This window comes from Campylobacter sputorum (genome assembly GCF_002220775.1).
Lineage (GTDB): Bacteria > Campylobacterota > Campylobacteria > Campylobacterales > Campylobacteraceae > Campylobacter_F > Campylobacter_F bovis.
The window spans coordinates 486,385-511,530 of record NZ_CP019685.1 but is presented as its reverse complement, the minus strand read 5'-3'; the positions used below and the strand labels follow the sequence as shown (position 1 = coordinate 511,530).

General features: G+C 29.6%; 28 protein-coding genes and 1 tRNA gene. 9 read left to right on the top strand and 20 right to left on the bottom strand.

What is annotated here, in order from left to right; genetic code table 11:
* Positions 1-44: 44 nt before the first annotated feature.
* Genes CSPB_RS02630 through folD form a run of 6 tightly spaced genes read right to left on the bottom strand, consistent with a single transcriptional unit; the run spans position 45 to position 6,476 of the window.
* Positions 45-650 (bottom strand): class I SAM-dependent methyltransferase, encoded by a 606-nt coding sequence (locus CSPB_RS02630; RefSeq protein ID WP_089193038.1) that lies wholly within the window; start codon positions 648-650, stop codon positions 45-47.
* Entirely contained in the window at positions 643-2,460 is a 1,818-nt protein-coding gene (recG, locus tag CSPB_RS02625) for an ATP-dependent DNA helicase RecG (RefSeq protein ID WP_089193037.1), read from the bottom strand. The genes CSPB_RS02630 and recG overlap by 8 nt, the downstream gene beginning before the upstream one ends.
* Entirely contained in the window at positions 2,450-3,676 is a 1,227-nt protein-coding gene (locus CSPB_RS02620; RefSeq protein WP_235606494.1) for a M16 family metallopeptidase, read from the bottom strand. Before CSPB_RS02620 ends, recG begins: the two co-directional genes overlap by 11 nt.
* A gap of 13 nt (positions 3,677-3,689) precedes the next feature.
* Positions 3,690-4,775: a dehypoxanthine futalosine cyclase gene (locus tag CSPB_RS02615; protein ID WP_089193036.1), complete on the bottom strand. Its 1,086-nt coding sequence runs from the start codon at positions 4,773-4,775 to the stop codon at positions 3,690-3,692.
* Entirely contained in the window at positions 4,775-5,620 is an 846-nt protein-coding gene (lepB, locus tag CSPB_RS02610) for a signal peptidase I (protein WP_089193035.1), read from the bottom strand. The genes CSPB_RS02615 and lepB overlap by 1 nt, the downstream gene beginning before the upstream one ends.
* Before the next feature lies 1 nt (position 5,621).
* Positions 5,622-6,476 carry a bifunctional methylenetetrahydrofolate dehydrogenase/methenyltetrahydrofolate cyclohydrolase FolD gene (gene folD, locus CSPB_RS02605; protein ID WP_089193034.1) on the bottom strand — a complete coding sequence of 285 codons (855 nt, stop codon included), beginning with the start codon at positions 6,474-6,476 and terminating at the stop codon, positions 5,622-5,624.
* A gap of 81 nt (positions 6,477-6,557) precedes the next feature.
* Here folD and CSPB_RS02600 point away from each other — a divergent pair, with 81 nt between their 5' ends.
* From CSPB_RS02600 to CSPB_RS02565, 8 genes are all read left to right on the top strand, one after another.
* Positions 6,558-6,941 carry a hypothetical protein gene (locus tag CSPB_RS02600; protein WP_089193033.1) on the top strand — a complete coding sequence of 128 codons (384 nt, stop codon included), beginning with the start codon at positions 6,558-6,560 and terminating at the stop codon, positions 6,939-6,941.
* Positions 6,938-8,215 carry a glutamate-1-semialdehyde 2,1-aminomutase gene (gene hemL / locus CSPB_RS02595; protein WP_089193032.1) on the top strand — a complete coding sequence of 426 codons (1,278 nt, stop codon included), beginning with the start codon at positions 6,938-6,940 and terminating at the stop codon, positions 8,213-8,215. Before CSPB_RS02600 ends, hemL begins: the two co-directional genes overlap by 4 nt.
* Before the next feature lie 2 nt (positions 8,216-8,217).
* Entirely contained in the window at positions 8,218-8,496 is a 279-nt protein-coding gene (locus CSPB_RS02590; protein ID WP_089193031.1) for an AtpZ/AtpI family protein, read from the top strand.
* Complete coding sequence (locus tag CSPB_RS02585) at positions 8,489-8,926, top strand: hypothetical protein (RefSeq protein WP_089193030.1); 438 nt, start codon at positions 8,489-8,491, stop codon at positions 8,924-8,926. Before CSPB_RS02590 ends, CSPB_RS02585 begins: the two co-directional genes overlap by 8 nt.
* Positions 8,927-8,945: 19 nt before the next feature.
* A complete protein-coding gene (locus tag CSPB_RS02580) occupies positions 8,946-10,961 on the top strand; it encodes a flagellar hook-length control protein FliK (protein WP_089193029.1) in 2,016 nt (671 codons plus the stop codon).
* Entirely contained in the window at positions 10,962-11,225 is a 264-nt protein-coding gene (locus CSPB_RS02575) for a FlhB-like flagellar biosynthesis protein (protein ID WP_033916438.1), read from the top strand.
* A 92-nt stretch (positions 11,226-11,317) separates the two neighbouring features.
* Positions 11,318-11,899 carry a CheB methylesterase domain-containing protein gene (locus CSPB_RS02570; protein ID WP_033916439.1) on the top strand — a complete coding sequence of 194 codons (582 nt, stop codon included), beginning with the start codon at positions 11,318-11,320 and terminating at the stop codon, positions 11,897-11,899.
* On the top strand, positions 11,892-12,689 hold the full coding sequence (locus CSPB_RS02565; RefSeq protein ID WP_089193028.1) for a CheR family methyltransferase: 798 nt from the start codon (positions 11,892-11,894) through the stop codon (positions 12,687-12,689). Before CSPB_RS02570 ends, CSPB_RS02565 begins: the two co-directional genes overlap by 8 nt.
* A gap of 77 nt (positions 12,690-12,766) precedes the next feature.
* On the opposite strand, the gene CSPB_RS02560 is transcribed toward CSPB_RS02565, so the two are convergent.
* The 14 genes from CSPB_RS02560 to CSPB_RS02495 form a co-directional block, all read right to left on the bottom strand.
* Positions 12,767-13,906 (bottom strand): PilZ domain-containing protein, encoded by a 1,140-nt coding sequence (locus tag CSPB_RS02560; protein ID WP_089193027.1) that lies wholly within the window; start codon positions 13,904-13,906, stop codon positions 12,767-12,769.
* Positions 13,907-13,983: 77 nt separating this feature from the next.
* Positions 13,984-14,060: transfer RNA gene (locus CSPB_RS02555), tRNA-Ile, on the bottom strand.
* 80 nt (positions 14,061-14,140) lie between these two features.
* Positions 14,141-14,467, bottom strand: a complete 327-nt coding sequence (locus CSPB_RS02550) for a chaperone NapD (protein ID WP_089193026.1) — start codon at positions 14,465-14,467, stop codon at positions 14,141-14,143.
* Positions 14,464-15,393, bottom strand: a complete 930-nt coding sequence (locus CSPB_RS02545) for a WD40 repeat domain-containing protein (protein WP_089193025.1) — start codon at positions 15,391-15,393, stop codon at positions 14,464-14,466. The genes CSPB_RS02550 and CSPB_RS02545 overlap by 4 nt, the downstream gene beginning before the upstream one ends.
* Positions 15,393-15,839, bottom strand: coding sequence for a 4Fe-4S dicluster domain-containing protein (locus tag CSPB_RS02540; protein ID WP_089193024.1), 447 nt, complete (start codon positions 15,837-15,839; stop codon positions 15,393-15,395). Before CSPB_RS02540 ends, CSPB_RS02545 begins: the two co-directional genes overlap by 1 nt.
* A 3-nt stretch (positions 15,840-15,842) precedes the next feature.
* Positions 15,843-16,355, bottom strand: a complete 513-nt coding sequence (locus CSPB_RS02535) for a nitrate reductase cytochrome c-type subunit (RefSeq protein WP_089193023.1) — start codon at positions 16,353-16,355, stop codon at positions 15,843-15,845.
* On the bottom strand, positions 16,356-17,144 hold the full coding sequence (gene napH / locus CSPB_RS02530) for a quinol dehydrogenase ferredoxin subunit NapH (RefSeq protein WP_089193908.1): 789 nt from the start codon (positions 17,142-17,144) through the stop codon (positions 16,356-16,358).
* Positions 17,144-17,896, bottom strand: coding sequence for a ferredoxin-type protein NapG (gene napG, locus CSPB_RS02525; protein WP_089193022.1), 753 nt, complete (start codon positions 17,894-17,896; stop codon positions 17,144-17,146). Before napG ends, napH begins: the two co-directional genes overlap by 1 nt.
* Before the next feature lie 2 nt (positions 17,897-17,898).
* Positions 17,899-20,685 (bottom strand): nitrate reductase catalytic subunit NapA, encoded by a 2,787-nt coding sequence (gene napA / locus CSPB_RS02520; RefSeq protein ID WP_089193021.1) that lies wholly within the window; start codon positions 20,683-20,685, stop codon positions 17,899-17,901.
* A gap of 156 nt (positions 20,686-20,841) precedes the next feature.
* Positions 20,842-21,195 (bottom strand): 50S ribosomal protein L20, encoded by a 354-nt coding sequence (gene rplT, locus CSPB_RS02515; RefSeq protein ID WP_033916448.1) that lies wholly within the window; start codon positions 21,193-21,195, stop codon positions 20,842-20,844.
* A gap of 83 nt (positions 21,196-21,278) precedes the next feature.
* On the bottom strand, positions 21,279-21,473 hold the full coding sequence (rpmI, locus tag CSPB_RS02510; RefSeq protein ID WP_033916449.1) for a 50S ribosomal protein L35: 195 nt from the start codon (positions 21,471-21,473) through the stop codon (positions 21,279-21,281).
* Between the two features lie 66 nt (positions 21,474-21,539).
* On the bottom strand, positions 21,540-22,709 hold the full coding sequence (locus tag CSPB_RS02505; protein ID WP_089193020.1) for a sensor histidine kinase: 1,170 nt from the start codon (positions 22,707-22,709) through the stop codon (positions 21,540-21,542).
* The gene (locus CSPB_RS02500; protein ID WP_089193019.1) at positions 22,699-23,364 is read right to left on the bottom strand and encodes a response regulator transcription factor; all 666 of its coding nucleotides are present in this window, start codon (positions 23,362-23,364) and stop codon (positions 22,699-22,701) included. Before CSPB_RS02500 ends, CSPB_RS02505 begins: the two co-directional genes overlap by 11 nt.
* The gene (locus tag CSPB_RS02495) at positions 23,364-23,837 is read right to left on the bottom strand and encodes a DUF1104 domain-containing protein (protein WP_089193018.1); all 474 of its coding nucleotides are present in this window, start codon (positions 23,835-23,837) and stop codon (positions 23,364-23,366) included. Before CSPB_RS02495 ends, CSPB_RS02500 begins: the two co-directional genes overlap by 1 nt.
* A 244-nt stretch (positions 23,838-24,081) precedes the next feature.
* On the opposite strand from CSPB_RS02495, the gene ispG reads away from it, so the two are divergent.
* Complete coding sequence (gene ispG / locus CSPB_RS02490; protein WP_033916452.1) at positions 24,082-25,146, top strand: flavodoxin-dependent (E)-4-hydroxy-3-methylbut-2-enyl-diphosphate synthase; 1,065 nt, start codon at positions 24,082-24,084, stop codon at positions 25,144-25,146.

Genomic DNA, 25,146 nt, shown 5'->3' with positions numbered 1-25,146 from the left:
AAAAATTTTATAATAAATTATGTTATATTGTATCATATTTTCAATTATTTTTGTGAAATAATGCAAAGTTTCTCGCTTTTATTCATATTAAAACTTTGTATGTTTTTATAACCTACTTCTTTTAAAATATTGATTAATTCATTTTTTGTAAGTTGATTTTTTAAATACACTTCTTTACTCCACTCTTTTAAAATCTCTTTTGTGCTTCCTTCAACAAAAATTAAAAATTTTCCACCATCTTTTAAAACTCTTTTTATCTCTAAAAAATCATTTTTTATATCAGGCCAAAAATATATCGTCTCAAATGCACAAACAATATCAAAAAAACTATCTTTAAAGTTCAAATTTGAAACATTTTGTTCGTCTATAAAAACTCTTTTTTGCTCTATAAGATGTGAATTAATTTCACTTGCAAAATCTACACTAGTGCTAGAATAATCTACTCCATAGATAATACTATCGTTAAATTTAGTAGCTAAATTTGATATATTTTTTCCGCCACCGCAACCAACATCTAGTATATTTAAATTTCTGCCAAACTCTAAATTTGATATAGCCCAAGTTGAACCCTCATTATGCATCTCATTCATTCTAAGAAGCGTTTCTTTACCCTCTTTCCCTTTTGGAAACCTGCAATTATCTTTATTCATTTTTATCCTTTAATAAATTTAATCTTTTTTGTGCCATTTGTGCCAAATTTTCATCCATATCATAATACTCAAAAGTCGCACCGTGTTGAATAGTTCCATCTAGTATATCGCCACTTTGACGGTTTTTAAGATCAATATTTGCTACCTTAAAACCATCTAGAGTTTGGCTAAATTCTTTTAATCTAGACGGAATATTTTTTAACTTTGTATACAAATAGCACCAACCATCGCCACCATTTCTACCGACTCTGCCACGAAGCTGATGAAGTGAAGCAAGACCAAGTTTTTCAGCCCCAACTATGACAATAATGCTAAGTTTTGGTAACGATATTCCAACTTCAACTACAGTTGTAGTAAGCAAAAGCGAACCTTTATCTCTAAAATCTAGCAAAATTTGTTCTTTATCCTTGTCTTTCCCGTGTGTCATATAAACATTTTTAAAATTCTTAAACCAAAAATCCTTTGCTTCATCTATACTTTGATAATTACTAACTTCACTTTTTTCTACAAGTGGATAAACCACTATAGCTTGTTTTCCACGATTTATTTCTTTTTTTATATGATTAATAAGATTTTTAAAACCATCATTTTGAATCACAAAAGTATGTATATGTTTTTCATATGGTAGAGTTTTTAAAAAACTAAAATTTACAAGAGAAGATTGAATCAAGCTAAGCGTTCTTGGTATCGGGGTTGCACTAAATTGTAAAAAATGCGCCCTAAATCTGCCGTCACTTGTTAAAAAATTGATTTTTTGCCTTTGATTTGAACCAAACCTATGCTGCTCATCTACCATAACAAGGGAAGTTTTTGGAAGTTTTTGATATAATAAAACATGTGTTCCTATAATCAAATTTACGCCATTAAAATTTAAGTTTTTATCGCCACTTTTAACAAGCATTACATTCATAAAACTTGGTAGTAATCTTTTTGCTTCGCTATAAATTTGCTCAGCTAAAATACTCGTTGGTGCCATCAAAATAGCATTTTGCGGATACGCCATAAGAGCTGCTCCAAGCATCACAAGAGTTTTACCGCTTCCAACATCACCCATTATCACTCGCTTTGCTGCTTTTGCTAAAAGAAAATCACTTTTTATATCATCTAGTGCATTTAACTGATCTTTTGTTGGCGTAAATGGTAAAGTTTTTAGCCATAATGTTATATCAAAAATATCAATTTTTTTAGCCATAAAATTAGTTTTTTTAGTGCTTAATTTTTTCATATAATTATAAATTTCAACAAATTTAAGAGTAGTAAAAATTTCTTTGTGTTCTTTTAAATTTGATAGCATTTCTATGCTTTTTGAATTGTTTTTATGTAAATTTAGTAATAAATTTATCTCTTTTTCATTTAAACCTTGGGAGAGTAAATTTTCATAAGTTATGTATTTGTGTATTAAATTTGCAATATCTTGATCTTTTATATCTCTTTTAAAATGTGGCAAAATCTCGCCTATTTTTGTAACAATTTTTGGATTTATAAATTGCCAAGAGCCATAAACAAACGACGATTTTGCATGTATAAACACTTTTTGACCGCTTTTAAATGCAGCAAAATGCCATTTTCTAGCATTAAAAATTATGATTTTTACATCACATTGCCAAGTTATACAAAATGCGGTTATTTGAAGAATATTAAGTTTTCTAGTTTGATATTTGATTTCTATTTCTACTACATTTTCGCCCTCATTGGGGCTATTTTTTACGCTTAAATCATCATACTTTTTTGGTAAAAGCAAAGCAAGATCAAGTAAGCTAGTTACTCCTATTTTTTCTAAATTTGATCTATCTTTTATATCAAATTTCATTACTTACTATGCTAAAACTTAACTTTGTTATCTCATCGTGAGATGAAATGTAATCATTTATGTCTTTTAATTTTAAATTAGCGATTTTCTTTAAATTTTCATCAAAAAAGCCCTCTTTTTGTCCTAAATAATACTCACTTTGAGCTACGCTTAATCTTTTTGATAAAGTTTCTTTTCTAAGAGGCTCACTTCCAAGAAGAAAGTTTTTTGCCATATCAAGTTCTTTTTTACTAACGCCATTTTTTACAAATTCATCAAACTCCTTTTTCACAACGCTTAATGCTTCGTCTTTGCTCTCATTTTTGGTTTGCAAATATCCCCATATCTGTTTATGAGAAAGATTTAGAGAATTTCTAGCGTAAGCACTATACGCAAGCCCTCTTTTTACGCGTATTTCTTCCATAAGTCTACTTCCAAAGCCACTACTTCCTAATATAAAAGTAGCCACATTTGCTAGATAATACTCATCTATGTTGACATTATATGGCGAACCAAAATATATATAAGCTTGTTTGCTATCTTTTTGTTTTTGATTTATAATCTCTTTGCTTGAAGTTTCAAATTTTGGCAATACTCTAGGAATTCCTGCATGTAGAGAATTTAACATATCTTTTAACATATATTCCTCAAAATCTACATCACCTCCTAAAACTATAAACAAATTTGAAAGATCTAAATTTTCTTTTAAAAATGTTGAAATTTCATCCTTTGTTATGGCATTTAAACTATCTTCGTATCCTAAATCAGGATGTGATAAAATACTACCTTCGTATAAAATTTTATTTAATTCTGTCTTTGCTAAATAATCAAAATCGCTATTTAAATTTGAAATTTCACTTGATGTTATAAGTTTTAGTTTTTCTATAGTATTTTCATCTAAATTTGGATCACTTAAAAGCTCTTTTATCGCCTTAAGCCCAAATTCAAAATGCTCTTTAAGCAAATCTAAACTTATACTAAATGTCTCAAATCCACAACCCACATAAAGACTAATTGCTCTCATATCAAGTTTTTTGTAAAACTCACTAACTCCGTCTTTTTTAGTTCCTTCGTTCATAATTTTTTCACAAAATTTAGCAAGTCCAAAAATATTATTATTTTGTATGCCACCAGCAACTCTGAAAACAAGCTGCATACTAATTATAGGCAAAGAGCTATCTTTTTCGTAAATAACAGGAACTTTTATATCTTTTATATCTATAAATTTTCTTTCCACCTAAAATACTCCATCATTTATAAATTTCTAAAATATCATAATTTGTATTGCGTTTCGCAGGCGTTTCTCCAACATCTTTTATGATATCAATGAGTTCTTGTGTATTCATTTTAAATGTTGCACCAGCTGCGTTTACGACATTTTCTTCCATCATTGTTGAGCCCATATCGTTTGCACCAAATTTAAGTGCGAGTTGACCTACATATTTTCCCTGCGTTACCCAGCTACTTTGAATGTTTTTAAAATTATCTAAAAATAATCTTGCAGCTGCAACCAAACGAAGATATTTGTTTGGTGATTGCTTGATAATATTAGGGTATTCTTGTATTAGTTTTGTATTTCCACTTTGAAAACTCCATAAAATAAAAGCCCTAAACCCGCCTGTTTCATCTTGCAAATCCCTTATCATTTCCCAGTGCTCTACTATCTCTTTTGTTGTTTCAATTGTTCCAAACATTTGTGTTGCAGTTGTTTTCATATTTAGTTTATGTGCACTTTTATGGACATTTAACCAAGTTTTTGCATCTATCTTTTTTGGAGCTATAATTTTTCTTACTCTTTCGCTCAAAATTTCAGCCCCAGCACCAGGAATACTATATAAACCCTTATTTTGAAGTCTTTTTAGTGTTTCATCAATGGAAATTTGACTAATTTTAGCTATGTAATCTATCTCGATAGCAGAAAAACCATGGATGTCTATATTTGGATATTTTTTATGAATATGCTCAACTAAATCCTCATACCACTCTATCTTAAGCTTTGGATGAACACCGCCTTGAAAAAGTATCTCTGTTCCGCCAATTTCTATAAGCTCATCTATCTTTTTATCTATCTCATCATAACTTAATATATAAGCCTCTTCTTCATTTACTTTTCTGCAAAAAGCACAAAATTTGCAATCTACAAAGCAAATATTTGTATAGTTTATATTTCTATCTATAACAAAAGTTGTTATACCTTTTGGATGTAACTCTTTTTTGCGCTCATTTGCCTTTTTGCCAAGCTCGTTTAAAGGCATATTTTCTACCATCCAAACAGCTTCATCAACACTCATTCTATTTTTCAATTTAACACCTTTTAAATTTATATCAAAACTCATCACGGCTGATCATAAATATATTTAGCATCATTTTCAACCGTATCTATAAATCTACCAATTCTCTCCCATCTAATCTTATACTCACTATCCCACGAAAAATATATAAACCAAGGCTTTCCAACAATAAATTTATAAGGCACACTACCCCAAAATCTGCTATCATAGGAGTTGTCTCTATTATCTCCTATCATAAAAAACTCACTAGCTGGAACTTTAAAATAAAAAGCATTTACATTAACATTATAAAAATTATCTCTTTTTGGCAACTCTTTTACAAATGTCGGTATCATCGCGACTTTATCGCCTTTTTGCATAACAGCAAGCATTGTTAAAAACAGATCTTTTCTGTCTGTATAATGGATACCTTTTTTATCATAAGGCTCTTTTACAAAAAGTTTATCATTTAAGGTTACAAATTCTCTGCCTTTAAATTTTTTTTTCATATACTCATCGCCCTCATTTGCTCTTAGATAAAATGTCTTACCATCAAATATAACCTCATCATCGCCAGTTGCAAAATTTCTTTTTACATAGTGAATTTTTTCATCCTCTGGAAATCTAAAAACAACTATATCGCCTCTTTTTGGCTTATCTCCATTTATGATATGACCATCTCCATCAAAATCAGGAAACACTGGCAATTCAATCCAAGGAATGTGTGGCGTTGGTATACCATAGCTGTATTTCTTTACAAAAAGATGATCGCCTATTAAAAGTGTATTTTTCATGGAGCCACTTGGTATTACAAAAGCCTGCGCTACAAAAAATATAATAAGCAAGACTATTATAATAGTTCCAGTCCAGCTACTTGAAAAATTATATGCTTTAGAAAAAAATCGTCTCATTTTATTTTGCTTTATTTAGTCTATTTTGAGCTGATTTTATAGTATTATTAAGTAGCATTGCTATTGTCATCGGTCCAACTCCACCAGGAACTGGAGTTATAAAAGAGCACTTTTCTTTAACATTTTCAAAATCAACATCTCCAACCAAAGTTCCATCATCAAGTCTATTTATACCTACATCTATAACAACAGCACCATCTTTTACCATATCGATTGTCAAAAAGTGTGGTTTTCCAATGGCAACTACTAGTATATCAGCTTGTTTTGTAAGTAAGCCTAAATCTTTCGTTTTGCTATGGGTTGCTATAACTGTAGCATTTGCATTTAAAAGCAAATTTATCATTGGTTTTCCAACTATATTACTTCTTCCTATAACACAAGCTAATTTTCCAGTTAAATCAATGTCATATTCACTAAACATTCTCATAATTCCAAGTGGCGTACAAGGCACAAAACCATCTATACCACTAACTAAATTTCCAGTATTTATCGCATGAAATCCATCAACATCTTTAAATGGCGATATAGATTTTATAACTTTTTGTTCGCTTATATGTCTTGGAAGTGGAAGTTGAACCAAAATACCATCAATGCTATCATCTAAATTTAACACATCTATAAGTGCAAGAAGCTCATTTTCAGATATATTTTCAGGAAGTCTATGCATTATAGAGCGTATTTCACAAGCATTGCAAGCTTTTTCCTTTGAGTTCACATAAGTTTGAGAAGCTTTGTCTTCACCCACTAAAATAACAGCAAGAGCTGGCTGAATTCCTAAATTTTTTAACCTAATAGCTTCTTGTTTTACTTCAGATTTTACCTTAGTGCTAAGTGCTTTTCCATCTAAAATTTTCATATTTTTCTCCAGATATTTATGCTTTTTTTATCACAAAAATTGTATCATAGCTAAATTTTTATTTAAAAAGAGTAAATTTATATGAAATTTATAGTTTTTTTGAGTATATTTGTATCAAATTTGTTTTGTGCCGATTTTATCACAAAAGATGAATATGCAAAGATGCTATATCAAAATCCAAGAGGAATTTCTTGTGCAAAATGTCACGGAAAAGATGCCAAAGGAAGTGTTATAGCAAGATATAAAGATATAAAGACAAAAAAAGTTGATGGAGAGATATTTAAAGAAGAAGTAAGCAAAACACTAGAAGCTCCAGATATAACAAATCTTAATTTTGAAAGATTTAAAAACGCAGTAGTGGATTCAAAAGGCGTAATGCCTACATATTTTCTTACCATTGATGAAATAAAAAGTTTATATTATTATGTTAATAAAAATACTAACCAAACAAAAGGAAAAAAATGACAAATAAATCAGCATTTGACGCAGCAAAAAAACTAATTCCAGGCGGAGTTGATTCTCCTGTTAGAGCATTTAAAAGTGTTGGAACTACACCTCCATTTATAGATCACGCAAAAGGTTGTTATATTTATGATATAGAGGGAAACAAATACATAGATTTTGTTCAAAGTTGGGGACCTTTGATATTTGGGCATTGTGATAAAGACATACAAGAAGCCATTATAAAAAGTGTAAAAAAAGGTGTGAGTTTTGGAGCACCGACACTTAGTGAAACAAATTTAGCCAAACTTATACTTGATGAGTTTAAATTTATCGATAAGATACGCTTTGTAAATAGCGGAACAGAAGCTACAATGAGTGCAATAAGGGCTGCTAGAGGATATAGTAAAAAAGATGGTTTAATCAAATTTGAGGGTTGTTATCACGGACATAGCGACGCACTTCTGATTAAAGCTGGAAGCGGTGCTACTACATACGCAAATGCGAGCAGTAGCGGTGTGCCAGAAGATATTGTAAAAAATACATATCTAGCCATATACAACGATATTAAAAGCGTAAAAGATATATTTGAGGCAAACAAAGATAAGATTGGCGTTGTTATAATTGAAGCAATAGCTGGAAATATGGGCTTAGTTCCTGCTAAAAAAGAGTTTTTGTCACAACTACGAGAGCTTTGTGATAAGAATAAAGCAGTTTTAATATTAGATGAAGTAATGAGTGGATATAGAGCTAGCAAAAGAGGAAGTTTTGGTTTTCATGATATAAAAGCCGATATGATAACTTTTGGTAAAGTTATAGGTGGAGGAATGAGTGCAGCAGCATTTGGTGGAAAAAAAGAGATAATGGACTGCTTAAGCCCAGATGGAGCTGTATATCAAGCTGGGACACTAAGCGGAAATCCTGTTGCTATGAGCGCTGGAATTGCTGCACTTAGAAAAATCAACAATAACAAAAATTTATACAAAAAACTAAGTTCTCTTAGCCAAATGCTAATGGATGGATTTAGTAGTGCAGCCAAAAAGAACAACATCCCACTACAAACACAAACAAGAGGCTCTATGTTTGGATATTTTTTTAGCGATAAAAAAGTTGAAAATTATGAAGATGCTCTAAAAAGCGATACATTAGCATTTGCTAAATTTCATACAAATATGTTAAATCAAGGCATTTATCTTGCACCAAGTCAGTTTGAAACAGGCTTTGTATGTGATGCAATGGATGAAAAAATCATTAAAAGAGCCATAAAAGCTGCCAATAAAGCTTTTAGGGAAATTTGAAAATGTCAAAAACGAATGAATTTATAAAAGGTGCAAATGCCCTAAGTCTTGGTATATCGATGGTTGTTGCTGTATTTTTGGGTATAGGACTTGGTTATTTGCTTAAAAAATTTACTGGAATTGGGTTTTTATTTTGGATAGGTGTTGGTTTTGGAATTATTGCGGCTATTTTAAATGTATATAAAGCTTATAAAACTCAGTTAGCCTCTCTAAATGAACTAAAAAATGATCCAAAATACAAAAACCTAAAATACGAAGAAGATAAAGAAGATGATGAATAAAAATAGTGAGCTTAAAAAACTATTTTACATATATTCTATACTTGATTTTACATTGATAATATGCTCTATTTTTGTGGGTTTAAATTTCTTTTTAAACTCACAAATATCTTTTTTGTGTTCTTTAATAATATTATCTTTAAATATTTATGTATACAAAAAAAGAGTATTAAAAGATAGTTTGTATGGTGATGATTTAAGCTTAAATCCAAAAAAACCAAAAAAAATAGTATTTCAAAAAATCACAACTTTTTTATCTCCATTTAAAATATTTGGCTACATTTTGTTAATAGTCGGATTTTTCTTTTTAAGAAATAGTGATAGATTTGAGATAATTCCATTTTTATTAGGCATTTTACTTATGCCATTAGGCATAATAATATTTGCTTTTAGACTAAAATTATACGACAATTTAGCCGATAATACTCATTAAATGACAAAAAAGGTAAAAATTGGAATCCGCAATAAATAGCAATGTAAATAGTGGAATTGGAAGTGAAGTTTTAAAAAACACACAAAAGCCTGTTCAAAAAAATGATGGTAAAACAAATTCTTCAGTTCAAAATTTATTAGAAAAAAAAGATCTTTTTAAAAAACCAGATATTGTTACAAACATTGCTATAAATGAAGAAAAAACATCAGCAACTCTTGAAAAACTTGTGAATAAACTTTTAGATGCAATAAAATCTAATTCAAATTTACTTATAAAAAACACACAAATAACAAATAGTGCCAAATCTCTACAAGTTGCCCCAAATTTATCAAAGGATTTAGCACAACTTACAAAAGTTTTAGATACTTTAAGTGAAAATTTACCAGAATTAAAAGAGTTAAATACAAAACTAAAAGAATTCTTAAAGCCTATAGAAAATATCAAAACAACGCCTTTAAAAACTCAAATTCAAAAATCAGGCATAATGCTAGAAGCTGCCATAAAAGACGCTTTAAATAAAGAAAATATACCAAAAAACATAACTAAACTAATAAATGAAATGAAAAGAGTAAGTTCTGATAAGCTTATAAAAGAATTTACAAAACTAGCACAAAATGAAGCTCTAAGCACAAAAGAATCTTTTAATGAATTAAAAAAAGTTTTAGATGAAGTAAATATTTTTGCTAAAAAAATAATAGATAATCCACAAAACAAAGAGCTTAAAACCATAACTAATATAGCTTTAAAACTTGAAAATATAGTTAAATTTTTAAATAAAACAAACTCAAAAACTATACTTACGCAAGTTGTTGATGAAAAAGCAAATTTAATCAAAAACAGTGCACCACAAAGAAATCAAAATATAACCAACAATAATACAAATCCAGTGCAAAATCTGGCAAATCAGCAAATAAACGATAAAATACAAAATAATACAAATTCACAACAAAATGAATTGCAAAATCTTAAAACAAATATCACAGCAGATAAAATCATAGATGAAATTCCAACAAAACAAAACACTCCAAAATCGCCGCTAGAAACTTTGATTCAAAATACATCAAATGCTAAACAACTATCAGCACAAGAAAAACTTCTTTCGCAAGATAATATAAAGCAATTTACTCGTAGTATAAATAAAGTTATAAATGATTTAAAAACCGAACTAAACACTATAGCGATGCCTAAAAATAAGCAAATTTCCCAACTTCAAAAAGAGATAAAAACACTAATAAATAGCACTCAAAACTCCTTAAATACGATAAATTCAAGCGGACAAGCAATAATTGAAAATTTTAAACAAAGCATAGCGACAGATAATCTTATATCAAAAGGAGAAAATTTCACGCTTCAAGACAAATTAAGTGCTGCTGCAAATAAGCTAAATCAAATTTTAAAATTAACAAATAAAGAATTTAGTGATTCAAAAATTACATTTAATGAAACTAAAAGTTTGTTAAAAACATTTAATGTCGCACAAAAAGAGTTAGAAAACATTACTCCAAAAAATAGAGCCGAAGCTATGTCAAATTTAAATGACGATATGAAAAACACTTTATTAAAAATAAGCAAAAGCACTGAAAATAGCTCACTTCCCAATGCAAACCAAGCAAATAATATCACAAACAAACTTCTTGCTCAAATAGACATTCATCAACTAGCATCATTTGCAACAAATAGCCTTCAAACTTATGTGCCTTATGTTTGGGATTTAGTAGATGGCGGAAATATCGCATTTAAGCAAGGTAAAAAAAATAAATATTACTGCAAAATAGATTTAAATTTTAAAGATCATGGTTTACTAAATGTAATGCTAGCTCTTTCAAAAGATAGATTTTTAGAGATATCAATAGCAGCACAAAGTGAAAATTTTAAAAACTTAATACTTGAAAATTCAAAAGAATTAAAAGTAGCCATAATAAATGCAGGTTTAAATATAACAAATTTTACATTAAAAACTATGCCTAAAAATAGTCTTTTAAATGCTTATGAATTTTCTAGTATGTTTGATCTTGGTTTTGACAAAAGAGCATAAATGGCAAAGATAAAAAAAGCTGTAGCATTAGGATATAATCGCGAAAAAGACAATGCGCCAAAAGTTTTAGCAACTGGTAGGGGCGAAATTGCAACAAAAATTATAAATTTAGCAAAAGAACACAAAATTCCAATAAAAGAAGATACTGATTTGGTTGAACTTTTAAGCAAAGTTGATATAAATCAAGAAATACCTCAAAATTTATATAAAGCAGTAGCTGAAATATTTAGCTTCTTATACAAAATAACAAATAAAAATAAGTAGTGCGTATTTTTACTTATTTGTAAATAAACATATATTATGGCATAATAAAAAATTATTAGATTAAATTACGAGTAAACATAAAAAGAGATTAAATGGCACAAAAAATTGTTTTAATAGGATCTTCAACTGGCGGACCTGGTCATCTAAAAAAGCTACTTTTAGATATAGATATAAATAACTGCACTATAATCATAGCTCAGCACATGAGTTTAAATTTTATGGATACTTTTATACAACAGATAAAAGATTTTTTTAAAAGTGAAACATTGATAAATAAAATAGATAAAAAAGTATTTATAAAAAGCGGAGTTTATGTTTGCACTCAAAACTCTATAATATTACCAACACAGCCGCTTTGCATAGCACCATACAATGGAGATATCAAAACAACTTATAACCCAAATGTCGATATGCTTTTTTCCTCAGCCGCAAAAATCACAAAATTCGCCGATATAATGGCTATACTTCTTACAGGAATCGGGGATGACGGCGCAAAAGGACTTTTTGAGTTATATAAAGCAAAAGCACAATGTGTAGCTGAAAATGAAGAAAGTGCTATAGTTTATGGTATGCCAAAAAGAGCAAAAGAGTTAAATCCTCAACTATTAACACTTAATTTAGCAAATATCAAATTAAAATTAGAAAGTTTCTTAAAGGAAAATAATAATGAGTGAAAAACAATCTTTGCAGGATAATCAAAAATTTGATAGCCTTTTAGATGTCATTAAACAATTCACCGGCTCAGAACTCATAGATAAAAAAGATATCACAAAAAAAAGATTAAGTGATTTTGCTATTTCTAAAAACATAAACTCTTTTGAACAACTAACAAATAAAATCATAGTAGATAGGACAATAAGACAAGAGGTTATAAATTTAATAACAGTAAACGAAACATATTTTTACAGAGAAGTTCACCAGTTAGAATCAGGCGTATATTATTGCAAAAAAAGCAATTGGCAAATGCATATACTTTGTGCCCCTTGCTCAAGCGGAGAGGAAGTTTATTCGATTGGAATGATAGCTTATTCGCTTGGATTAGACAAATCAATGATTAGTATAACAGGTGTTGATATAAACTCACAAGCGATATTAAAAGCAAATGCCGCAGAGTATCAAGAAAGGGCTTTGCAAAAACTTACTCTTTCTCAAAAAAATATATTTTTTGATAAAAAAGATGATTGCACTTATAAAATAAAAAAACACCTTATGCCAAGAATAAATTTCAAAGTTATGAATGTTTTTGATCATAATTTCGAAAAAATGGGTAAATTTGACATAATTTACTCAAGAAATATGCTTATATATTTTAATGATGAATTTAGACTAAAAGCAATCGAAACTTTTTGGAAGCTTTTAAATCAAGGCGGAAGATTATATGTAGGACATGCAGATACTGTGCCTTTTACAGATGTATTTAAAAAACGAAGCGAACTTGGAATTTCTTTTTACGAAAAAGCCTAAATTTAAATCAAAATAATTTAAAAATAAAAGAAAATTTTGCTTTAAAATAACAAAATCTTCTTTATCAAATATAATTTTTATTGATATAAACTTAATTTATCTTCAAGTTCTTTTAATGTCTCTTTTTCTCTTTGTCTAGAAAATTCAACAATCTTATTTATACCAAATTGATTTTTATCAACTATTTCAAAACAATATCTCATAGATCCTTGATAATTAATTGCTACAACCAATTTAAAGTTTAAATTTAAATCAAATTCTTCTGAATTTTGAGGCATTACCAAAGTAAATTTAGCATTTATAATCTGCGAGTTTTTAAATCCAGCATTTTCTGAGCTAACTACGCCCATTCCACCTTCTGATATATCATAAAGCTTTCCAATCAAACTAATGCCATCTTCACTACTTAGCGTAACTTTTGTAAATTTATTTGGATGAACTCTTGGAAACCTTCTATCTTTTGCAGGCATCTTCGCTTGTCTAGAAAAATTACCAAGCAATACAGTTGAGTTTTTTATATCAATTGATATAATATTTGCTTTTAGATGTTGTGCTAAATTCTCATCTTGAAGTATGTAGGCATTACCCTCTTCTTTCATAGCTAAAATTTGCATAAGATTTACTTTACAAATCACTCTTTCATTTTCTATATTGACTATACTTCCATCACATTCAACTTTAACACCATTATATAAATTTAAAAAATGCACTTTATTTGAACTATTTTTTACCCTCACTAAACTATCTATAATATTTTCAAATAGAGAAAATCCACTACTACTTTGTATATTTAATGTAGATTTTTGCCTATTTATAGTTTGCTTTTGTTCATATAAAGCCAATAAATCATCATAAATTTTATTTGTGATATTAAATAAATGCAATATGGCTATATACAAATTATTTCTTTTAGATGACAAAATTTCTCTAGAAAAAATATAATTTAGCCTTAAAAACATAGCAGATAAAAAATATTTCTCAAAATTTATGTCCTCAAACATTACTTTAAGAGTAGAACGCACTGAACTAACATCTAACTTTTCACTGCTTATAGATAAAAAAACGGCATTGCAAAAGTCTTGCAAATCATAAGTATCTACACTGCCTTTTTTATACTCATTGCATTTATCTTTAGCATAATTTTGAAAATCGTTTTTAAGTGAATTTAATATACTTAAACAATTTTCTCTTATAAATTCTTGATCTTCGTAAAGCATGCAAGTCCTTACTTTAATAAATTTAGCAATCATTATAGCATTATTATTTGAAATTTTAGTAAAATATAATTAAAAAGTGGTGGGTTCAGTAGGACTCGAACCTACGACCATCCGGTTATGAGCCGGATGCTCTAACCAACTGAGCTATGAACCCAATTAAATGAAGTAGAACTCGGATTATATACAATATAAGCTTTAAATTAGATAAATTTATTTATACACAAAGAGATAAAATTATACATTTTTATACAAATCGCCACTATATTTTATATTTTTTGCGTCTATGTCATCATTTAAAAAACTATCAATTAAACTTTGACTTAAATCCTCTTTTATATCCTCTTGATACGAATATACCATAGATACACTATTAACATATTCTAAATGCTCTATACTTTTAATTTTTTTTAGCTCATCATCTAAATTTAAAGCTGTAATTAAAACAACTATTTTTTCGTTATTTGATGCAACAATTTCACATCCTTTTAAATCACTAATCATCTTTTTTACTTGCTCTGTAAAATTTTCCTTTACATTTACAACAACACTTGATATATTCATCTAAATCTCCAAAATAAAATCTCATTACCATATCCCGATGTAATCAAAGTTGAATCATCTATAAAAATAATGCTATTTATAGTATTCATAGAAGTTTGCAAAGTTGTAATTTTTTGCATGCTTATAGTATCTCTTATGGTTATATCACTATTTTCACCATCCATATAAGCAAATATCTTGCCATTATTACTTATGCCAACGCAATAAACTAAAAAACTACTAGCAACAAAATTCATTTTTAAATCTTTAATAACAACTATATTTTTATCCGCACTTCCACTTACTACAACCGAATTTCCACAATCTATAGAATACACACTATCTTTATGTGCATTAAATTTATTTACAATCTCTTTTTTTTGTGTATCAAAAACATAAATAGTGCCGCCTTCATCGGCAACATAAAGCATTTTTTTATCTTTGCTAAGCGTTATATCGCCTAAAGCTGCGGTTGAAAATTTAAAAGAAAAAATAACTTTAAAACTATCTATATCAAAATAATAAATTTCATTACTAATTGATGCAAGCAGTGCCGTATTTTCATCTAAAAAGAGTGCTTTTTTTATTGACTCATTTTTCAAATTTATAGTATTTAATCCACTTTTTTTATATAAACTAATTGCTTTTTTGCCAAAATCTTCTTCATGTAAAATCATAATTTTATCACTCATAGTATCTATGCTAAAGGTTTTTGCAGGTATTTCATCACTAAAATATGTTTTAATATAAGGAAGTTTTATAGGTTCTAACATTTTGCTTAAATTTATATCATAAACCTCAACGCTTGAATTATCAGTTGCTATGAAAAGCAAATTTCTATCTAAATGCATACTCATTACATTTGATGAAAGCTCTATCTTATCGTAAGGCTCAACGCCATAAGAAAGTGTTAAAAAAATCAAAAAAAGAATTACATTTTTTATCATCATAAATCCTTTTTAGCGACTAAATTTATAGATTTTACAAAACAACTCTCCACACACTCGCCACATCCTATACAATTTTGATTTATAACTGGCCTAAAAACTCCAAAATATTCTATGGCTTTATATCTACAAACTTCTAAACAATTATAACACACCGTATCATTCCAAGCTAGGCATGAATTTACATTTATTTTTGCAAAAGCGTTTATATATTTAGGATTTTCCGTGCTTAAAACAGAATTGACACAAGCATCAGCACACTTCGCACAAAAATTGCAACCATACTCATTTACTATAAACTCTACTCTCGTTTCATTAAATTTAAGCAAATTTCGTTCACAAGCTACAACGCAAGGTGCAATGCAACCAATGCAATCAAATTTACCGCTAAAATACGGGGGATTAACAGGTTTTTTACTTCCTGTTAATCTAAAAATTACACCCATATCTTACTTAACGCCTTCATTTAAAATATCTAATAAATTTGATTTATTTACGCTATCTTTTGACCTAAAATCGGCTTTAAATTTATTTTCAACCAAAGGCTTTGCATTTGCTTGCGGAACATGACAAGTTAAACAAAAATATCTCTCATCATCAAGTTTTCCACCAAGATCTTTCCCGGTTCTTAAACTTACAAGATGAGATTTTGGAACAGATGTTGCATTAACACTAGAGGCAACCTCTGGCATATGACAAGTTAAGCACATATTTAAATCAGCAGTTATAGGAATTTGCCCTTCTAAATCATGAGAAATAAGCGGCGGTGCATTTTCAAATGATCTTTTATATTTTGTAGAAAGTCCTGCTGGCTCTTTTGTCCAATCAATTTTGGCTAATTTTATATCTTCATTAGCAATGTTTTGTCTTAATCCAAGATCAGAACTTGAAATAACCCTACCATTTTTACTACAACCAATGAATACTGCAATTATTATTAAAAATATTGCAAATTTTTTCATCTATTTTCTCCTTAAATTTCTTATATCAAATTTTAGTGAGTTATGCTTACAAATGTCTATACATTTACCACAACTTATACACTCACTAGATACATAACCATTTTCTTTTCCTACCATATTTAAAACATGTTTTTCAGGACATACACTTTTGCAATCCATACATTTTGAGCAATTTTTCATATCATAATGAACTCTAATGAGAGCAAATTTACTGATTATTGCATAAAATGCACCAAGAGGGCAAATGTGCGAACAAATTCCTCTATCGCTGATATATAACTCAAAAATAAAAATAGCTAATATCCAAAGTATTACACTTAAATCCAAAAATATAATTCCTCTTTGTATAATACCAATATAGCTAATATTTTCAAAAGCCGGTACTCCTAATAAAAAACTTAAAACAAAAGATAAAATCAGCAAAAAATATCTTAAATTTTTTGATAAATTTAAAACTTTTGTATCTTTATTTATACCAAATTTTTGTTTGATAAAATAAGCAAAGGAGGTTATTAAATTTACAGGACAAACCCAAGAACAAAACACTCTTGGAGCAATAAGCGAATATACACAAAATATCACAAAAGCTCCAATTATAGCATTTAAACTTATACTAAAACTAGCTAAATAAATTTGAAGCACAGCAAATGGATCACTTAATGGTATAGTGTTAAACAGCACAGATGAGCTTAAATCGCCTTTTAATACATTAAGTCCATAAAAATTTCCAACAATAAAAACAATCAAAATAATAATTTGAGATATTTTAGAAATAAAGCCGTATTTTATCATTGTAAATTCTCGCTATTTAAGTAATCAAGTGTTTCTTTTTTATCTAAATAAATTTTAGTATCAGCGTCTTTTAGTTTTTTATCAGCCCCTTCAATCCAGCCTTTTACATAATTATCATTGCTTTTTCCAATAACAAATTCTCTAGGAATTACACTTATAGAAGCTTTTTTGGTTATACAAGCTCTTTCACATTTTCCACATCCAGTACAATAAGTGCTATCTACAACAGGCAATAAAAACGCATGTTTGCTTGTTCTTTCATTATGTTTATAATCCAAAAACAAAGCCTTATCCATAACAGGGCAAGCCCTATAGCAAACATCGCATTGAATTCCCCAGTAAGCAACACAGGTTTTATCATCTACTATAGCAACGCCCATTTTAGATTTTTTGATATCAAGTTTGCCATTAGTTTTTAACAAATTTATATCTAAAGCTCCGGTAGGACAAATTTTGGCACAAGGTATATCCTCACACATATAACATGGTATGTTTCTTGGCATAAAAAAAGGTGTTCCAATGGTGGCGCTATGATTGATACTAGCTAATTTTAGAGTATCATATGGACAGGCTTTAACACAAAGACCGCATTTTATACACTTTGATATAAAATTTTGCTCTTTAAGTGCACCAGGTGGTCGTAAAAAAACCTTACTATCTCCTTTTGCTCCAACACTCCAAATAAAACCGCCACAGACTAGCAAACTTGCTATCTTAAAACCTTTTTTTAAAGCCTCTCTTCTTTGCATTTTTACGCTTTATAAATTTTTACTGCACATTTTTTAAAGTCAGTTTGGTTTGAAAGAGGACAGGTTGCATCTAAACAAACTTTATTTATATACACTTTTTCATCAAACCAAGGCACATATACAAGACCAACTGGGGGCTTATTTCTACCTCTAAAATCAACCTTTGCTTTAACTTTTCCACGACGAGACTCAATCCAAACTACATCATTTTGAGAAACCCCGAGTTTTGAGCCATCAAGCTCATTCATATAACAAAGTGCCTCTGGAACAGCTCTATAAAGCTCTGGAACTCTCATAGTCATAGTTCCACTATGCCAATGTTCTAAAACCCTTCCTGTGCTTAGCCAAAATGGATATTCATCATTTGGAGTTTCAGGTGGATCCATATAAGGACGGAAGAAAATTTTAGCTTTATTTGCTAAAGGAAATTTCTGTTCGCCACTTGTTACGCCTCTTAAATCTCCATTTGGCAAACTTGCTTTTGCATTACCATAAAATGCAAATTCATCATTAGGAGCCGAAAGTTTAGCATAAGGATCGTATTTTGTATTAAATCTCCACTGCGTTTCTTTACCATTTACAACAGGCCATCTTAGACCTCTAACTTTATGATATGTATCAAAATCCGCCAAATCATGACCATGACCTATGCCAAATTTACGATATTCTTCCCAAAGATATTTTTGCACAAAAAATCCATATCCCTTAAATTCCTTATCATCGCTTCCTACAACTTTTCTATCATCGCCTTTAACTTCAGTATTATCAAAGCCTTCCATTATAATATCGTTTATAGGGAATTTTTTGGCCTCATCATTAGCAAAAAGCACATCAAAAAGAGTGTCATCTTCTTTATAACCCATAGAAATAGCCTGTGGTAAAACATTAGGTAAAGTTAGTTTATCATCTATCTTTTTTTCGCCCCAAACTTCTTTTAATTTAAAACGCTTAGAAAATTCTAACATCTGCCAAGTATCGCTCATTGCATTTCCAACTGGAATTACTTGTTGTTTCCAGTGCTGTGTTCTACGCTCAGCATTCCCATAAGCACCCCATTTTTCATATATCATAGCACTTGGAAGTATAAGATCTGCTACTTTTGCAGAAATTCCAGGATATGCATCACTTACAACTATAAAATTATCCATTTCCCTAGCTGCTTTTATCCAGTGGTTTGCATTGGCTGTATTTTGCCAAGGATTATTTACTTGAACCCATGCAAATTTAATCTTTCCATCTTCTAAATCACGCATAATTTGCATAAAATGCGAACCATTTTTTGGATTTATCGTGCCAGCTGGAAGTTTCCAAATTTTCTCAGTTATCTCTCTGTGCTTTGGATTAACAACAACCATATCAGCAGGAAGCCTGTGTGAAAAAGTACCAACCTCTCTAGCAGTTCCACATGCACTTGGTTGTCCTGTTAAAGAAAACGCACCACTTCCCGGTTTTGCTTGTTTACCAAGTAAAAAATGCACCATATAGCTTTGTTCATTTACCCAAGTTCCTCTTGTGTGTTGATTAAAGCCCATTGTCCAAAAGCTTACAACTTTTCTGTTTTGCTCTATATAAAGATCTGCAAGAGCTTTTAGCTTACCTTTAAACTGCTCTATATCTTCATTTGCATCGCCTTTTGCTAAATTTGCAACAAAATCAAGCGTATAAGGCATTAAAGCTTTTTTAAACTCATCAAAACTTATTTGCCAATGATTACCAGCTTTTGTGGCATTTGAGTTTTCCATAATATCGCCACTTTTCATGCCAAGATAAGCTAGAGTTATACCCTCATTATCGCTTAAAATTTTGCTTTTTTGTTTAGCAGTAGTATCAAGTTCACTTGGCTGATATTTAGCATATTTTATATCTTTTCTCATACCATAGCCAATATTTACAGGTCCTGTTGTAAATACGCAATGTTTATCAATGAAATTTTTATCTATCATCTCAGGATAGTTATAAACTATCTCTCTTGCGATATAGTTCCAAATAGCAAGATCTGTTTGAGGTCTAAAAATGATTTCGATATCGGCTAAATTTGAAGTTCTTGTTGAAAATGTAGATAAATTTACAACTTTTACTTTTTGCGGATTACTCAGTTTTCTATCGCTTACTCTTGACCAAAGAATTGGATGCATTTCAGCCATATTTGCACCCCAAGTTACTATGGTATCAGTTAGTTCTATATCGTCATAACAGCCGCTTGGTTCATCAATACCAAATGTTTGCATAAAACCAACAACAGCACTTGCCATACAATGTCTCGCATTTGGGTCAATGTTGTTACTTCTAAATCCACCTTTTATCAGTTTTGCAGCCGTATATCCTTCTTGGATTGTGTATTGACCACTTCCAAAAACACCAATACCAGTTGGACCAAGCTCATTATAAGCTTTTTTAAACTGCTTTTCCATCTCATCAAAAGCTCTTTTCCAACTAACTTCTTTAAATTTACCATTTTTATCAAACTCACCATTTGAATTTACTCTTAAAAGTGGGTTTTGAAGTCTATCAGCTCCATACATAATTTTGGCATTAAAATAACCTTTTATGCAATTTAGTCCGCGATTAACTGGTGCAGCAGGATCGCCTTTTACTGCAACTATTTTGCCATCTTTTGTAGCAACCATTATGCCACATCCAGTTCCACAAAAACGGCATACTGATTTATCCCAACGCCAGCCATTTTCGGCACTATTTGCATCAGCCAAAACAGAACTAGGAATTGCTATCCCAGCACTACTGCAAGCCGCCGCACTAGCCGCACTCTTTATAAAGCTACGTCTATCCATCAAAGCTCCTTTAAAATATTATACGGCTATATTATACAAAATAATATTGTAATTTATATTGAGATAAATCAATAAAATTGGATTTTTTTATAATATATAAATTTTTAAGTAAAAATAAAGATTGATTAAAAAGGCGAGAGAGCTCTCGCCTAAGCTTTAAAGAGCAGCTTTAGCTTGTTTTACAACTGCACTAAACGCAGCTGCATCATTCATAGCCATATCTGCTAAAATTTTTCTATCAAGTTGTATGCCTGATTTTCTAAGTCCATTCATAAATTTAGAATAACTAATATCATTTAGTCTGCAAGCGGCATTTATTCTAACTATCCACAATCTTCTAAAATCGCGTTTTTTCGCTCTTCTATCTCTATAAGCATAACACAAACTTCTTTCTAGTTGCTCTTTTGCTTTTCTAAAATGTTTGCGTCTACCACTATAAAAACCTCTTGCTAGTTTTAAAACTTTTTTATGGCGTCTTCTTCTAACTACACCTGTTTTTACTCTTGCCATGTTTATTTCCTTTCACAAAATGGCGCCCAATGGGTCTTTCCCTTTTTAAAGGGGAGTTTGAATGATTTAAATCAAAACCTTAATTATGCTTTGCAAAGCATTTTTTTAACTGCGGTTACATTTGTAGAATCGACATAACCAGGAGCTCTTAAGTTCCTTTTGCGTTTTTGAGTCATTTTGGTCAAGATATGACTTCTAAAAGCTGAGCCTCTTTTTATCTTGTTTTTACCAACTTTAAAACGCTTAGCAGCACCACGAATAGATTTCATTTTTGGCATACTAATCCTTTAAAAAATTTGTAAAGAAAAAAGATTGTATCTAAAATTTGCTTTAAATAAATTGAATTAAGCAAATTTAACACTAAAAGTAGTGATTTTATTTGAGCTTTCACATCTTACTATAAAATTTAACTCATCTGCAAATTTTTTAACCAAACTTAACCCTATTCCAAAGCCACCACGATTTTGATTAAATCTAGTAAATTTATCATAAATTTTTTCTAAATTTTCCTTGCTTATCTCTTCACCAAAATTTGTTATGCTAAAACCAGTGTTATATAAATTTACAGTAATTACACTATCTTTACTAGCATATTTTATAGCATTGTTTAATATATTATCAAATATCATTTTAAATTTATTTTCATCTGTTTTAAGCAAAACTTCTTTTAAATTTTGTTCTATTTTTAGTGAGTTTTGCTCTGCCATAACTTCAAAATAATCTATGCGGTTTTTTATAATCTCTTTTAAATTTAAATCTTTTGGTTCATTTTTTGGTGATTTTAATGTTAAAAAAACAAGATCATTATATAAATTTGAAAGTGTTTTCGAAGCTGTTTTGATATTATTAAGATATTTTTTAGGGTCCGTTTGAAACATCTCTATACTCATTAATATCACACAAAGCGGCGTATTTATCTCGTGCGTTGTATCTTTTATAAATGAATTAAGTTGTTCTATATGAAGCAAAAGTGGCTTAAATGATAGTTTGATGATAAAATACGAAATAAATAAAAAAATAAAAAATATACTAGCAAATCCAATAATAAGTTTTACGACAAATAATGATATAAGTTTAGCATACTTCTGAGTTTTTAAAGTTATAGTAAATGATTTTGGGTTATGCATAGACATAGGTCTTAATCTATAAAAAAACTTGGTTTTCATATAAGCAACATCGTCTAAAAAATATATTTTATACTTTTCATTTTGTATATTATCATCTTGCAAATTAGGAATATCAAATTCTTTTAATATAAATTTATTTTCAATGTTATCTTGTATATTTGCATTTATTTCATGCTCTTTTAAAGTCTCTAAAATATCATTTAAATTTAAATCCATTCTAATAGCACTAAAAATCTCATTTGTATGATTTCTTAGTTCTAAATTTGCTTCTTTGATTATTTCTGAGTAGTAAAATTTATATAAAAAAATACAAAATATAGATAAAAATGCAGTGCTTGTAATCATATAAAGCAAAAAAATAGGCAAAAAATGTTTTTTATGAGACATAAATGTAACCCATTTTTGGTTTTGAAATTATTTTTTCATCTCCTAAAATTTTGCGTAAATTTCTTATATAAACTCTCAAACTCATCTCACTTGGAGCCTCATCATAATCCCACAAAGCTTCGTAAATTCGTTCTCTTGAAACAATTTTGTTTTGATTTTTTAAAAAAAGTGCTAAAAGTTCATTTTCTTTTTTGCTAAGTCCGGCATCTTTTTTGCCATTAAAAAGCGTTTTTGATGATATGTCATAACTTATCTCATTACCTAAATTTAAAACTTTATTTGAATTATGAAAAAACTCTCTTTTTAGTAAATTTTGCACTCTTAAAAGTAGTTCTTTGAGTTCAAAAGGCTTTTTTATATAATCATCACAACCAACCTTAAAACCGATATTTAAATCTTCTATTGTATTTAAAGAAGTTGTAAAAATACAAGGCGTGTTTTTGCCATTTTTTCTAAGCTCTTCTAAAAGATTAAAACCACTCCCACCTATTATTTTGACATCAAATATCCACAAATCAAAACTTTTTTCATAAGCCAAGCTTAATCCATCATCATAACTTGCAGCAGTTGTTATCTCATAACCATTTGCTTCAAGATACGAACTCATCATATCTTGAAGCATAAGCTCATCTTCTATTATTAAAATTTTACTCATTAGTGATTATGCTGCATATGATTATCCATCATATCCTTACTCATGCCGCTGCCATTTTTCATACCTTTGCCCATACCTGAACCATTCATCATACCACATCCGCCTTTTGACATACCTGCATTTGAAATATATTTTTTACAAATAGCAAAATCAAAATCTGCCTTTTGAGATGAACTAAGTGTATTTATACGCTCACTTAATTTTTTATGAAAATCATCTCTAAAAGCTTGTCTGTCAGCAGGACTTTTACTCATCATCTCCGCTTTCATAATATTATGAAAACTTTGGCACATTTTTGAAATTTCATTATAGTTCTTATTTGCTCTTTTTCTTATCTCAAAAGCAGCGTCAGCTAAGCTTGATGTATCAGAGCTATTGATACCTGAGATAATCTCACTTCCCATTTTATCGCTCAAATCTGCACCAAATAGCATTGTAGCTAAAACCAAACTAGTAAATAATAATTTTTTCATACATAACTCCTTAAAAATATGTAATGAAATTATATAAAAAAGTTGTTAAGCGATTGTGAATTATTTATCTGATACAAAAATAAATCTTTTTAATACAATTATTTATTTCACTGCTTAAGTGAATTTTGTCAATATAAAAAGTTTTTAAATTTATATATTACTATAATATAAACTTATAAAGCTTAAATTTAACCGATTTTTTATACAATATTTCTTAATTTTTACAAAGAAAGTTTAAAAATTTATGCAAAGATACAAAACAAAAAAAATATTTGTTGGGGATGTTGCAGTTGGTGGCGATGCACCTATTTCTGTGCAATCTATGACATTTTCAAAGACAAAAGATATTGCTGCTACTCTTGAGCAGATAAATAGACTATACTTCGCAGGAGCAAACATAGTGCGTTGTGCCGTGTTAGATCATGAAGACGCAAAAGCTCTTAAAGAGATAAAAAAACAAAGTCCATTGCCGATAGTTTCTGATATACATTTTAACTATCGCCTTGCATTAGAGGTTGCTCCTTTTGTGGATGCTGTGCGTATAAATCCTGGAAATATTGGCGGAAAAGACAGAATAAAAGCCGTAGTTGATGCGTGCAAAGAAAGAAAAATACCTATAAGAATAGGCGTAAATTGGGGCTCTTTAGAAAAGCAGTTTGAAGAAAAATATGGAAGAAATGTTGAGGCTATGATAGAGTCTGGATTATACAACATAAAATTATTAGAAGATTTTGATTTTACCGATATTGCGATATCATTAAAAAGCTCAGATACAGTTCAAACAGTCGCAGCTTATAGAAAATTAAGACCACTTGTAGATTATCCATTCCATCTTGGCGTAACAGAAGCTGGAACCAAATTTCACGCAACCATAAAAAGCGCTATGGCTCTTGGCTCACTTTTAATGGAAGGTATCGGGGATACAATGCGTGTTTCCATAACTGGCGAACTTGAAGAAGAGATAAAAGTAGCAAAAGCCATACTTCAAGATAGCGGTAGACAACAAAGTGGCATAAATATAATCTCTTGCCCAACTTGTGGGCGTTTACAAAGCGATTTAGTAAGTGTTGTAAAAATGGTAGAAGAAAAAACAGCACACATAAAAGAACCTTTAAATGTCTCAGTGATGGGATGTGTTGTAAATGCTCTAGGTGAAGCAAAAGGAGCTGATGTAGCGATAGCTTTTGGAAAAGATGGCGGACTTGTGATAAGACATGGTGAAATAGTAGCAAAAATGCCACAAGATAAAATTCTTGATAAATTTTTAGATGAATTAAACGATGAAATAAAGATAAGAAATGACAAATGA